Here is a 14072-nt window from a genome sequence, read left to right on the forward strand (position 1 = left end):
AAGTCCTAAAAATTACAAAAAATAAAAACATCAATAAAAACCAGAGCCGAAAATTTCGGCTCTGGTTTTTATTTTAATTGTCAAGAACTCATTGTAAACAAGAGTTTAAGTTTTATTTATATTGCTTTCTGAAGGCTTTCCGAATTTTATAATTGAGTTTGTTTGTTCTTTTTTAGATTTCCTATAAAATAGGAAGGAGTGACCCCGGTTTCTTTCTTGAATACCGTTATAAATACCTGATGGGATGCAAAACCGCATTCTTCTGCAAGATAGCTTATTTTATATTCCAGGTAATGAGGGTCATCATACAGTTTTTGGGTTATATATTCAATTTTCAATCCGTTAATATAATTACTGAATGATTTCCCTTTTTGAATTTTTATGATTTCGGTAAGGTATCTCTGATTGGTATTCAATGAATGGGCGAGGGAGCTGAGATTTATATTTTTCTTTAGGTATTTGTCAGAACTTTCAAACTTATTTAGTTTGGAAAGTATAGAAGCCATTGTTTCGTCTGAAATAGGCGTAAATGCAGGTGGTTTTTTCTCTACTTTACTAGTGTTCTGAGTATTAGAAGTATTTACATTGAGCTTTTCAACCAGTTTTTCATAATTCTTCCTGACCTTTCTGTTTTTTTGCCTCAGATATAATCCTCCGATAAAAATGATTGCAATAATTGCTAGTATGGCGCTGGTAAGAATTTTGAAAATACTGTTATTGTAAGAAATGTCCTTTTGTGTATTGATACCTTTGAGAGTGTTATCTGTTATTCTTTTCTGGGTGATCGAAATACTGTCGGAAAGGTCTGAATACAGCTGGGTATATTGTAAAGTAGAATCTTTGCTCTTAAGGGCATCATAGGAATTGGCCAGTACCATATAAGCAGTTAGCCTTTCATTGATATGCTTGCTTTTCTTTTCCAGTTTCAGTACCTCAGTGGAATAGGGGATTGCTTTTTGGGGCTGTTGTGTATACTCATAAAAGCTTCCTAATGCATTTAGGAGAATTATTTTGCTAGGTAATGTTTTAATTTTTTTAGTTTCCAGAATATGTAAAGCTTCGAGAAGGTATTTTTCTGCCAATTCAGGCTGCTGTGGTTTATAAATGCCAGTATAAAACATACCTATCTGGATATGGATAAAAGAAAGCATATAATATTTTTCATCTATACTAAGGATATTTTTATCATTCTCAGGTAGCTGTTCTATTTCGTATAAACTCTTCTTGAAATAAGAGAGAAGTGTATCCTGCGGGGCTTTGGTAGCCTCGGCATAGCTTGCTAACTTCAAATAAGTACTTGATGATCGGAGATGTTGATGATTTTTTATGTAATAGGAAAGCGCTATTTGAAATTCATTATAAGCTTCGCTATTCAGCCCTAAATTTCGGTAAGCTGAACCCCTAAATTCATGCACCTCTGCAAGAACCTCATCATCATTAAGTTCCTGAGCCAATTTTTCTGTTTTTTCTCCGTAGGTAAGGGATTTCTCATTATCTCCATTGCCATCAATAAGTTTTTTCATCAGATATTTACAACTGGCCATCAATCCCTCTTTATATCCTATGGCTTCTGATCTTTTTTCAGCTTCTATATAAAGAGCTATTCCCTTATCCAAATCCATGGCCGGGTTGGCTGGTGAAGACAGTTTTGTGGCCAGGATGATCATCTTGTCGATTTCTTTTTTTTTTGCTTCTGAGGTTTGTTGTTTGCAGGCAAAAAATATAAGACAAAATGAAAATAATAATAGTTTTTTCATTGTTGTGTTTTTATAATTATAGCGTATGATTATTTTAAAATTCCTTTTTGAGAGATTTTGGAAGATAAATCCTAAAATTTTATTTAGTTAGTTTTGATCCTTTTTGTTAGTGTGAACTTAGAAGTATAACAAAAGTTTTTCATTATTTTCGATGCAAATATATATGTTTATAAACTTGAGTTCATATTTTCTGATATTTATTATTAATTATTTCCAAATTTGATAACTTTAAATAATGATTAATAATTTGATCATCAGTATTATTTATTTGTAAAATGTTACATTTTAAAAGAGGGAATTTTTTGTCTTCACTAGAATCATTGGAAAATTATAAATTACAATTTGATGCTTTGTTTTTTATTATGCTAAATTCTATCCCATAATGTGTCGAACTTATTTTATCATCTTTAAAAATAGGGTATTTCTTATCATCTTTCCTGTGTTTAATTAACTGTATATTAGTATTTTATATTTTATCGTCTATTGAGAAGAAAAAATTATAAATAAGTATTTAAAAATTTAATTATTTCCGAAATTATTACAGCATATTTTTTTTAGTACCCTAATAAAGATATAATATTGTAACCACATAGTCCAATAAAGACTGATGTCCTAATAAAAAAACATAAATTATGAAAAAAAAGGTTGTCTGCTTTTGCGGTTTCATTATCTGTTGCTACATCGGCTCAATCTGGAAATGTTGGGATTAATACGCCAAATCCGACAGAAATACTTTGGTAAAATTGAAAAAGAATTTTCTAGTATAAATAGTATAAAGATCGAATGTTTCAATCTATAGATTGATGTTATGGCCTTTTGAACAATGCGATATTGGACTTTCTACCAATATATAGTAATTGAAGATACTTGAACTTTACAACAATAGTAATCACATTTAAAAAACAAAAAATGAGTAAGACAATTTTGATTACAGGTGCAGCAAGCGGATTTGGAAAAATCGCAGCATTTGATTTAGCGAAAAAAGGACACAAGGTAATTGCTACTGCACAGGTTTACCCGCAGATGAGCGACCTTATAAGAGAAGCAAAAGAACAGGGAGTAGAACTTACAGTAGACAAACTTGATGTTACCAATCCTCGTGATATCGCTTATATTTATGGAAAATATGATATCGATATTTTAATCAGCAATGCAGGAATAATGGAAGGCGGGCCTATTGCCGAGCAGCCAATCGATTTAATCCGTTCTATGTTTGATGTAAACGTCTTTGGCGGGTTGGAATTGGCGCAGGGATTCATCAAAAAATGGATAGGCCAAAAGAAACCGGGGAAAATTGTATTTACAACTTCTATGGGAGAACTATGGACTGTTCCTTATGTAGCTGCTTATTGTGCATCAAAGCATGCGATGGGATCTATAGCTGAAGGTTTAAAAACAGAATTGGCTCAGTTTAATATTAAAATTGCGACCTGTAATCCGGGTGTTTTTGGAACAGGATTTAACGACCGTGGGGTAGATACTATTTCCCGTTGGTACAACCCTGAAACTAATTTTACACCACCTTCAGTTTTCGATGGTACTGCAGAATCATTAGCTCATCAGCTGGATCCGCAGTCAATGGCAGACTGTATTGTAGATGTAACATTAGATGATAATCCTAATTTCAGAAATGTACATCCAAAAGAAACGGAAGATTTTGTAAAACAATTGCAGGCAGAAGCTTGGGTTGCTAAAAGTTAAGATATTAAATATTACAGAGATGCGCAATTATTAAAGTAATTTTTGCGCATCTCTTTTTACTAAAAATTAAATAAAAAAATAAAATGAATATCACATATAATGAGGCCACAAAGGCTTTACAGGCCTCCATTGAAAAAGCAAAAGCATTCAATATCCCTGTAAGCCTTGCTGTAGTAGATACAGGAGGTCATCTTGTGGCTTTTGCCCGTTTAGACAGTGTTTATGGAGTAATAGATTTTGCGATTAAAAAAGCAAGAACAACAGTAATGTTCGGAATAGACAGTGATATTATGGGAACCATTATTTCTGGTGCAGATGTGCATGGATACGGAATGCTGAATTCGAATGAAGGACTGCTGACTATTGCTGGTGGAGTGGTGATCAGAAATCAGGAAGGAAACATCATCGGAGCCATAGCCTCTTCCGGAGGAACAACCGATCAGGATAAAGAAATTGCCGGTACAGGGGCAAGTGTGATTTCTTAGATTGAAGAGATTTAAATAGGGAAAGTTTATGGAAATAATATTTGATAAGCTGGTATACTTATGGACATTTGAAAAAAAGAGAATTGATGAAGAATTTATTTCTGATCACGTTTTAGGTTTTCAGGTGTCAGGAGAGACCCATCTGTTTCATGATCGGGATACGACAGTCATCAAAGAAAATACAACGGTATTCGTCCGGAAGAATCAATTGGTCAGAACGATCAGGTATCCCTCCAAAAAAGAAAAATATCAGTTTATTTCCATTACTTTAGACAGTGAAATATTAAAGAAACATGCTTTAGAAAACGGGATTGCGCCAGACGGGCCATTTACTGATCAACGAAAACTTTTCTTTAAGTCGGATGATTTTTTCTCTTCTTATTTTGTTTCACTTAAGCCCTATATTGACAAAAGAAAAATGGTTCCTGCCCGGCTTGAAGACCTGAAGATCAGAGAATCAATAGAACTTTTGCTGCAAAGTAATCCGGATTTTAAAAACCTGCTTTTTGATTTTTCAAAGCCCTATAAAATAGATTTAGAAGAGTTTATGGATCATCATTTTATGTTTAATGTACCTCTGAAATCTTTTGCTACACTTACCGGGCGAAGTCTTTCCGGATTTAAACGTGATTTTAGCAAAATTTTCAATGTGAAACCTACACAATGGTTTCGCGACAGAAGGCTTAAAGAAGCGTATTATCTTATCAAATATAAAAATAGAAAGCCGGTTGACATTTACATGAACCTGGGATTTGAAAACCTATCCCATTTTTATTATTCTTTTAAACAGAAATATGGTATTACGACTTCCGAAGTCTAATCGGCAATTAATCAAATTTTAAGTTTCAATAACAATGGATTTTATTCAGCAATCAAATAACTGGGCAAAAGGGGATATCGCTCAAGGGCAACTAATGATAGGGTTTGTAATGTTTTTTTTATTTCCTGTAATTATTCTTTCTATCCCGAGTCATAATGTCCTTTTAAAAGGAATGCTTATCCCCTTAAGCCTTTTGTTGGTGCTCAACCTGGCCTATGGAGGTTACCTGCTGTTAACAAGAACAAAAAATGTTCAGGAGACCCAAAGATTATATGATAAAAATGACCAACAAACGCTGGAAAAGGAGCTTCACGACAAAGAAAAAGACGATAAAAGCTACCTTGTTTTTACCCGTATCTGGGCTTCTTTTGTTATCATTTCGGTTGTATTGTACTTTCTATCCGGCAAAGATTACCTGAAAGGGTTGTCACTTGGTTTTATCCTGATGTTTTTCGGTCTGTTGGTTGTTGATACCCATTTTCACTCCCGTTTAAAGGTTTATTACTCTTTCCTTCAGAAAGCCACTCAAGACAACTAACACACAAATGAAAAAAAATGATTACCTCAGCTATTAGCGTTAAGATTAAACCTGCTAACGAAAAAAACACATATCATAAAAAAAACTCCCAATCAGGAATCGGTCTATATTCCAAGACGGTCCTTAAATTTATGATATTAATTATGGGAATGTCTTATATGAGCACCCAATTAACTGCTCAGGATATTGATGCGAAAAGCTCATTTCTGGTAGCTGGCGTAAGTGTGAATATTCCGAAAAATAATAAACTGCTGCTATATGGAGGCTATAGTCCTACCGATAATATTAAGGCAATAGTCTTTCAGCCTAATTTTAAAATAAATAAATATCTTTGAGTATTCAAGCAAGATTATTATATTTGTTCATGAATGAACATTCAGTTAGATAAACTATGCAAGGGGAAAAATTAGATAAAAAAACTCAGATTGTAAAGACTGCATTACGGTTATTTTCAGAACAGGGTCTGCAACAGACTTCAATGGCGCAACTTTCAAAAGAGTCGGGAGTTGCAGTAGGAACAATGTATTTACATTTTAAAAGTAAGGATGAATTGGTTGAAGGGTTATTTTTGCATATTCAAGAAGCATTTGGTAAAGCGATTGATCTTTCTGACTCAGAAATGAAAGCTTCTTACAAGGATCGTTTTTTTATTTTAGGCCGAAAAGTACACCATTACTATGTAAACAATCCTGCCCATTTTTTCGTTGTGAATACACTTAATTATTCGCCATATATATCAAAAGAAATTACAGAATTGGGAAGAACATATTATCAGCAGTCTGTAGACCTTATGGCTGAGGGACTTGAGAACGGATCATTTCAGCCTATTAATATTGTGTTGCTAATCCGATTTATTTATAATGCTGTGATTGCACTGGTTCAGGTACAGCTTAAAGATAATGTTGAAGTTACAGAACATATGATAGACCAAAATATAGAAAGAATATGGAAAGCTATTAAGTAAAAAAAAAATTAACATAAAAACCGAATGAATATTCATTTATAAATGAATATCATTAATTATTAATGATTTAAAAAAATTATTTAAAATGACAGCGCAAGAAGCTTTTAATCAATTAGACCCTAAGAAATGGGCAGAAACTTCAGTAGTGGAAAAACTTCATCTACTGGAAGAAGTACAGAATAATCTGAAAAAGTATGCAGACGATTTGGGCACCTCTGATCAAAAAATGAAAAACACCATCATGGGTGAAGACATTTATACGCATGCCGAATCAGTATTTGCCACAGCAGTTCCATTGGCAGGAAATGTTTCAGCCTGCATCCAGCTTTACGAATCCATCGCGAAAGGTGAAATGCCAAAACCGTTGAATGTTACCAAAGTAGATGATGATACCTATGATGTACATGTATTCCCAATGGATGCCAAGGACAAAGTACTCAGTGGAACACAAAGCGGGCACTTACGTATAAAAGGTATTCCAAAGCAGGCAAATCCCTTAGAAAAGCCAGCCGGGGTAACTGCCATTTTGGGAGCTGGAAATTACAGTTCATCACTTGAAATGGTAAAAGCCCTTTTTTACGATAACAAAGCTGTCATCCACAAACCACATCATCTGAACGAAGAAACTGATGCGATCTGGGAAAAGATTTTCAAGCCTATTATTGATTTTGGAGCCTTACGCTTTGTTTCGGCAGACCAAGGACGTGAACTTACAACAATTGATGGTTTAACTGCCATTTATTTCACAGGTGGAACAGGAACTGCCAAAGCAATTATGAGCAATACCAATACCCCTATGGTAGCAGAGTGTGGTGGCAATAACCCTTGCATTATAGTTCCTGGCGACAGACCCTGGACGAAAAAAGAAATGGAACACCAGGCTAATCAGATTGCTACCGTTGCCAAGCTCAATGGCGGTGCTGTATGTGGCCGCCCGCAAACTCTGGTAACTTCCAGACATTGGGAGCAGAGAAATGAATTTTTAAATGCTCTGAGAAAAGCTCTTTCTGAAGATACTCCGGCTGCTGGGGCCTATTATCCGGGAACAGACAAAGCAGAGGAAGGTTTCAAAAAAGCCTATCCGAATGCAGAAATCTTAAAACCTGAAAACGGCAGATTCAAACATGCCAATTTTATGCTTATTACAGACTGTGAAGAGGACAGCTACGCCACACAAAACGAAGCATTCTGCCAAATTATGGATGAAGTCGCATTAGACGTACCAGCCAATGCCAAAGATTTTTTACCAAAAGCTACTGCATTCTGTAATGATAAACTATTGGGTTCATTGGGATGTATGCTTCTTATAGATGAAGACACCAAAAAGGCTTATCAGGATGAATTAGACACCACAGTAACCCATCTGAAATATGGTGGAATAGCCGTAAACACTATTCCTGTAATTGTATTTTTAAGCCCTTATCTGACTTGGGGTGGAAATGAGCAAGGTAAAGAAATGGTATCCGGTTCCGGTAATTTCGGAAATCTGCTGGGCTTTGAAAATATTGAAAAATCAATTGTTTACGACAAATTTGTATCTCCTGGACATATGCTTCGTACCAACCAGAAAGCATTTGACCATCTTGCAAAAAATATGGCAAGCTATTCCATGGAACCTACCTGGAGAAACTTAACAAAAATGGCAGGAATAGCAATGATAGACGGCTTAAGAAAGAAAGATTTTTAATTTAGCACCTCAATACCTACAATGAGAAAAACAATTTTAATTACAGGATGTGGCAGCGGTATCGGACGTATGACTGCCAAATATTTCCAACAAAAAGGATGGAATGTGGCAGCCACTGTTCGCTCTAATCCGGAACAAGACACAGAACTTAACAGCCTGGATAATGTACAGGTCATAGCACTGGATGTTACCAAAGAAGATACCATTCAATTTGCCGTACAACAAGCCGTTGAACGGTTCGGAAAAATTGATGTACTCCTCAACAATGCAGGGTATGGTTCTTATGGTATCCTGGAGGCAACCCCTGAACAGGCTATCAGAATGCAGTTTGATGTCAATGTAATCGGTACCCTGCTGGTAGCTAAAAATATCATTCCCATCATGAGAAAGCAAGGTGAAGGGATGATTATCAATATTTCTTCAATGGGAGGTAAAATTTCTTTCCCATTAGGGACGTTGTACCACGGTTCTAAATTTGCAGTGGAAGGGTTGAGTGAAGCCCTTTCGTTTGAATTGGAAGCCATTGGTATCCAGGTAAAAATGATTGAGCCAGGAATGATCAATACGAATTTTGAGGAAACGGTAATGCAGAATATGAATGTGGATCCTACCCAGACTGAGTATGCTCCATTCCTGGAAAAGGTAATGAAAGGAATGCAGCAGGCAGGAAGCCAGAATTCGGAGCCTATTGTAGTAGCTGAAAAAATCTATGAAGCAGCCACAGATGGTAAAAAACAGCTTCGTTACATTGCAGGGGCGGATGCAGAGAAAATTATAGAAGCCCGTAAGCAGCTGAATGACGAGAGTTATTTAGCCATGATAAAACAAAGTATGGGGTTATAATATGGAAATTTTGCAAGAACTCAGTATATGGACAAAAGGAGATGAGCTGCAAGGCAAAATAATGGTAGGCATAGGACTTGTTTTAGTACTGTGCCTGCTATTGGGCTTCAAATATGAAAATCCTTTGTTAAATGGGATGTTCATTCCTATTTGCCTGCTAACAGCTGCTTCTCTGGGGTATGGAAGTTTTATTACCTATTCCAGAACAAAACATCTCAAAACGCTTACAGAACAATACGTGAATAACCCAAAAGAAACAGTAAAAATGGCTTTGGGTAAAGCTCAAAACGACCATAAGATCTACATTATTCTAAAAATTGTTTGGAGTACTTTGCTTATTCTTTCTGTGCTTATTTTTTTATTTACTGTAAAAGAATATTACAAAGGACTCATTCTCGGATTATTCTGTTTATTTGTTGGGTTTTTATTGATAGAGACATTTTTACACAGCCGATTAACCCATTGTTTTGAAAATATTTCACGACTTGATAAGCTATCCATTTTTTGATAAATCCTGTTGTCAGTGCCAACCGACCAAAGACATTTATATCAAACGTAGGGTGGATTAAATATAATGTTTGTTCAGTTATAGGCATCAACTGTGATGATAATGGTTTTGATCTTCCCATAGTATAATTTCTGAGAATGTTATTGAAATTTATATTAAAAACTATTGAAAGAAGAATGAAACAAATTTTAAGTATCTAGAAACAGAAGCTTAAAATAATAACATGAAAAGTAAATTACTTTTTAAGGAAAATTTTATACTTTATCTTATTACAGCTGTTCAAAAGTCTTTACTCTAAATTAAAATTATGATTTTTGATCAGAAAATCTGTTGTTTTCGGAAATTATTACAACTAGTTATAGGGTGTAAGTTGTTGGTATTTATTGTATTGTGATTGTGTCCTTGTTAGTTTGAATTAAGGTAAATAATTGAGCAATATTTTGGTGAATAATTATCTTATTTTAGATTTTTATAAATTATTATGTTAAATTATATAAAAGAGAAAAGGCAATTGGCCACTGATGAGATTGAATATGAAAAAAGTCTTTATTTTGATATTTATACTCTTGTCCTTGTATTTATTCTTTTCTGCAATGTTATACTTAATTTTTTCTTTTTAGATCAGCCAGTGTATAGTGGTATATTCTTCGGAATGGCTCTTTTTATGTTGTGCACACTGTTGTGGCCAGATAAGATAAGGTTTAACCGGTATCTTTTGATGCTTCTTTTCTGGTTTTTGGGATTGATTATTTTTTATTGCGATATAATAAGCGGAAACGGAGCTATGAATTATTTGTCATATATTTCTCTTACCATAGCAGTTGCGTTTTTTTTTGATTATGATAAGGACAAGTATATTATTTTTATATTGGTAGCCACTTATATCATATTTTTTTTAATCAATATCATTACAGACTATTCTATATTTTCACCTCTTCATCAAAATTTATCTCCTGTAAAGCTTTGGTATATAAGGGTCTATAAGGCGATGGAGATTTCCTTTTGTACTTTTGTTGGGATGTATATCATACATAGGAAAGAAAAGATGATCATAAAATATTATATAGAGAAGGAAAAGCTTAATGATTTTATAAAGAAAACGGACAAGATAAGCTCTTCCAACGAATTATATGAATTAGCGATGAGTAAAAACTCACTTTTTATTACCTATTTTAAATCTGAATTTCCTGAATTTTTTGAAAAGATTTTAAAAGTTTGCCCAAATCTCATTTCATCAGAACTGGAAATATGTGCTTTGTTAAAACTGAACCTGACTACAAAGGAAATTGCCATTGCAACTAATGCAACTATCCGTGCCGTGGAAAACAAAAAACATAGAATCCGAAAAAAAATTGATCTTCCTTCAGAAGCTGATCTGAATTTGTATATCATAAACTATTTTTGAAACTTATTGATATTCAGTCTTTTATAAATTTTGAGTATAAGTGGGTAGGTTTGAAAGTAGATATGAAAAGAACCTTTTTAGCATTGGATGCTCTTTTTAATTTAATATTGCACTCATCTAGAAAATCAGATATAATTGTATTTTCTGAAACAAAACACAAATGTCTTAATATATAGCTGGGAATATTATTTTCCCAGCCCTCTCACGGGGGATTATGACACATTTCTTAAAGAAATCGTATACAAATTAAAATTTATACACAATGAAAAGAAACTATTATGCTTTAGGGATAACTTTTTTTTCCCTTTGTAGTTATGCCCAAGTCGGTATTAATACAGCATCACCGGATCCTACAGTAATGTTAGAAATAAGGGGCCCCGGTAAAACTGATGCATCTTATATTATGAAACTGAATGATCTTGAAGAAGTTTCTTTTGCAGAAGGAGAATCTTATAATGTTCTTGGAGTGAATCAAGATTCTAAAGTTATTGCAACCAAGCTTTCTCTGGGTTACAGAACTTATGGTAATCATTTGTATGATGATCCCAAAACTTCAATTACCAATGGAAATGTTACAGGCACGAATAAACTTAACCCGCATTTTGGATGGTGGTACGCAGATGGAGTAGGTTATAGTGGTTATGGTTCGCAGGGAATAAACACAGGATTGGAAACCAATAGCGGGAGATGGATTTTACCTTATCAGAATACTTCAGGAGCTACCATTTCCAGTGTTTCAGAAAACTTTAATATAACCATCAATAATCTAAATTCATTTTCAGACAGTAGGGGAGCTCCTGTACAGAGTTGGCAGGGGCAATGGTCAGAAATATTCATCATAGAGGGTGATTCTCCTGTGGATGTATTTGTAACCAGTACACTTTCAGATGAGGCTATCAGAGAATCTCCGGCAGCATCACGAACCGGTTTACAGACTTGTCGTGCAAAATCATTAGGTCTGGTAAAGCTCAGCAGTCCCAGTTATAATTCAAGTACAGGTACTCTTGTAAATACAGCATCATCTAATGAACCTTATATTTCACTTAAAACATATAACGCTACTATGCCCAGAGTGCATTCTGGGAATTATTTCATATCTGGTGTTATCAGAAATGTAGATCCTGGTTATTATACTATTGTTCAAATGGAAAGGATGGATTGTTCAGATGAGAATTGGTTGGGGACTGGAGCTCCCAATGTAGAGATGGGATGGGATGGGATGCGTGCTGACACCCATGCATGGTCTTATAGCTTAGGAATATATCATGAATAAAAATACAATGAAAAAATAAATTATGAAAAAAAATATTTCAATAGTATTGCTTTCTCTTGGTTCGGCTGCTTTTGCTCAGATAGGGATAGGAGTTACAAATCCTCAGGAAATACTGGAGGTAAAAAAAAATACACCCGATACAAACATTTTGAAGCTGGACGATGTTCCCCGAACTGCAGGTTCCTCTGTTGCTCAGCTTTATATAGATCCTGAAGGTCATGTTTATGCCTCTCAGGGATTTAAAACTGCTAACCAACAGGTGTCTACAATTTCTTGGTTTTCAAATGGTATTAATGGGATAGATTATGGCACATCTGGTGTGCAGAGGCCTGCGAAGCTACTGAGTTCTCCCACTTCAGTTTATCAGGACTTTCCTTCGGTTAGCTATAAAGAAAATATCAATGGAACTCTTCAGGATATAAATATAGATAATGTAAGTAAGATTGTATTTACAACTGCTATACCCAATAAAAATGTTCCTTTTGTTTATTCTCTTTCTGCTCTGGATATCCCATTAGGAGTAGATCCCAATACCAATGAACAGGAAAGAGACGGGAGATTAACAGCAAGCGATTTTGTTTTAATACGAAATTTTCAGTTTGTAACAGCGGAAGTTTTTCTGGATGGCATTGCAACGGGGATTGTTGTTACAGATAAGGTATTTAAATCCCTGGACTGGCAAACTTATCTGTCGGGAGCTGTTATGGTTTCTGCACCGGGAGAACATGTCCTTACGCTAAAATATAAACTGATGAATAATGCTCCCAGAGATCTTAATACTTATTCTTATAGTAATTTTAATTCGGGAAACCATTCCTGGACGCCTAGATTAATGTTGATGTCTTTATCAGGATGGGCAAAACCTTAATTAATTTTTTAAAAAACACTGAAATGAAACTATTAAAAAAAATCAATATAACTATGGCTGTGTTAATATCAGCTGTGTGTTCAACATTAGGAGCTCAGGTGTTAATGTCAAACGATCCGATTAGGATGAATAGCAATCCGTCAACAAATTTCGGGTTGGAAATTGACCCTAAAACTGGAGCTCTTCCTTTAAAGATCACAAACTTTCCCTTTAAGAATGAGCCTACTCCAGGAAGCAGGCCTTTAATAATTGATGCGGAAGGAAAGGTAAAGAAGCTTAATATTGCAAAAGCTACGATATCAGATGTACTTTTTAAAAAGTGGAACGTAACGGATTATAATGATTTGCAGGCTGGAGTTTATACTATTTTACCGCCTTTCGGAGGTAAGCCTAATGCTGCATATAATGCCATTACAACCAATCTTACAGGATGTATGCATAGCGGTAGCAAAACAATTCCTTTGGTGGCCTCAGGTAGTGCAGTAACCAATTGTAGTGATCTACCCAATGGAAACACCAAAATGTCCGGGTATGCAACTGTTCCCAACACAGATTTTAATCTAAGAGTTAATTTTAATCAGAAAGTATTCATTCATGCTTTTATTTTCGGACATGTTATCCCTACTTATCTTAATGGAACTTTATCAGTTGCTACTCCCAATTACGGATATACTACAGCTGCTGCATTGAATTCAAATTATAACAGAGAATGGCTAAATTCAGGTTCATTAACTGCGGATTGGGAGAATCATGGTGGTACATTATCTTATTCCGGAAAAAAAGATCGTCTCTATCAAAACGGAAGTGATGTGGATGGTTATGACCAGGGGGGGGCTATGGTGTTCTATGAAGTAATTTATTCTACAGATAGCGGATCTACGTGGTCACACTCAGGAATCACATGCAATAATCGATATATTAAAGGGGTTCCTTTAAGAATAACATTGGCCGGCGGGGTGGATATACCAGCCAATACGGATGTTCAATTTAAAATTGTTTCCCATTACCGTTTTCCGTTTTATGCACAGCAAACAACTAACGCAGCGGCCAGCGGAGAGCTTAATGATAGCTTTAAATTCCTCATTAATTCAATTAATATCCTTGCGGAAAGCAAAAGACAAATTGATTTGTAAGCGTATTCTAAAAGCTGAAAATAGCAAAGAATATTTATTCAGCAAATTATATTGATTTGATATGACCACGGTTTTGAAAAAATCAAATGC

The 14072-nt window shown here is 34.9% G+C and carries 14 protein-coding genes; 13 read left to right on the forward strand and 1 reads right to left on the reverse strand.

The window, feature by feature from the left end; all coding sequences use genetic code 11:
* Positions 1-146: 146 nt before the first annotated feature.
* On the reverse strand, positions 147-1757 hold the full coding sequence (locus CHSO_RS10235) for a helix-turn-helix transcriptional regulator (protein ID WP_045495576.1): 1611 nt from the start codon (positions 1755-1757) through the stop codon (positions 147-149).
* 909 nt (positions 1758-2666) lie between these two features.
* Between CHSO_RS10235 and CHSO_RS10240 the strand changes: the two genes are divergently transcribed.
* From CHSO_RS10240 to CHSO_RS10305, 13 genes are all read left to right on the forward strand, one after another.
* Entirely contained in the window at positions 2667-3458 is a 792-nt protein-coding gene (locus CHSO_RS10240; RefSeq protein ID WP_045495578.1) for an SDR family oxidoreductase, read from the forward strand.
* Positions 3459-3541: 83 nt separating this feature from the next.
* Positions 3542-3943 (forward strand): GlcG/HbpS family heme-binding protein, encoded by a 402-nt coding sequence (locus CHSO_RS10245; RefSeq protein ID WP_045495580.1) that lies wholly within the window; start codon positions 3542-3544, stop codon positions 3941-3943.
* Between the two features lie 28 nt (positions 3944-3971).
* Positions 3972-4763 carry a helix-turn-helix domain-containing protein gene (locus CHSO_RS10250; RefSeq protein WP_045495582.1) on the forward strand — a complete coding sequence of 264 codons (792 nt, stop codon included), beginning with the start codon at positions 3972-3974 and terminating at the stop codon, positions 4761-4763.
* A gap of 34 nt (positions 4764-4797) precedes the next feature.
* Positions 4798-5301, forward strand: a complete 504-nt coding sequence (locus CHSO_RS10255) for a hypothetical protein (RefSeq protein ID WP_045495584.1) — start codon at positions 4798-4800, stop codon at positions 5299-5301.
* Positions 5302-5432: 131 nt separating this feature from the next.
* The gene (locus tag CHSO_RS25590) at positions 5433-5636 is read left to right on the forward strand and encodes a hypothetical protein (protein WP_144428893.1); all 204 of its coding nucleotides are present in this window, start codon (positions 5433-5435) and stop codon (positions 5634-5636) included.
* 56 nt (positions 5637-5692) lie between these two features.
* Positions 5693-6265, forward strand: a complete 573-nt coding sequence (locus CHSO_RS10265) for a TetR/AcrR family transcriptional regulator (RefSeq protein WP_045495588.1) — start codon at positions 5693-5695, stop codon at positions 6263-6265.
* An 85-nt stretch (positions 6266-6350) separates the two neighbouring features.
* Positions 6351-7952 (forward strand): aldehyde dehydrogenase family protein, encoded by a 1602-nt coding sequence (locus CHSO_RS10270; RefSeq protein ID WP_045495590.1) that lies wholly within the window; start codon positions 6351-6353, stop codon positions 7950-7952.
* Positions 7953-7973: 21 nt separating this feature from the next.
* Positions 7974-8795, forward strand: coding sequence for an SDR family oxidoreductase (locus tag CHSO_RS10275; protein ID WP_045495592.1), 822 nt, complete (start codon positions 7974-7976; stop codon positions 8793-8795).
* A 1-nt stretch (position 8796) separates the two neighbouring features.
* On the forward strand, positions 8797-9303 hold the full coding sequence (locus CHSO_RS10280; protein ID WP_045495594.1) for a hypothetical protein: 507 nt from the start codon (positions 8797-8799) through the stop codon (positions 9301-9303).
* A gap of 481 nt (positions 9304-9784) precedes the next feature.
* Positions 9785-10708, forward strand: coding sequence for a helix-turn-helix transcriptional regulator (locus CHSO_RS10285; RefSeq protein WP_045495596.1), 924 nt, complete (start codon positions 9785-9787; stop codon positions 10706-10708).
* A 262-nt stretch (positions 10709-10970) separates the two neighbouring features.
* Entirely contained in the window at positions 10971-11981 is a 1011-nt protein-coding gene (locus CHSO_RS10295; RefSeq protein WP_045495600.1) for a hypothetical protein, read from the forward strand.
* A 22-nt stretch (positions 11982-12003) separates the two neighbouring features.
* A complete protein-coding gene (locus CHSO_RS10300) occupies positions 12004-12849 on the forward strand; it encodes a hypothetical protein (RefSeq protein WP_045495602.1) in 846 nt (281 codons plus the stop codon).
* A 23-nt stretch (positions 12850-12872) separates the two neighbouring features.
* A complete protein-coding gene (locus tag CHSO_RS10305; protein ID WP_144428894.1) occupies positions 12873-13982 on the forward strand; it encodes a hypothetical protein in 1110 nt (369 codons plus the stop codon).
* The last annotated feature ends 90 nt before the right edge of the window (positions 13983-14072 follow it).

It is taken from the genome of Chryseobacterium sp. StRB126 (assembly GCF_000829375.1).
Lineage (GTDB): Bacteria > Bacteroidota > Bacteroidia > Flavobacteriales > Weeksellaceae > Chryseobacterium.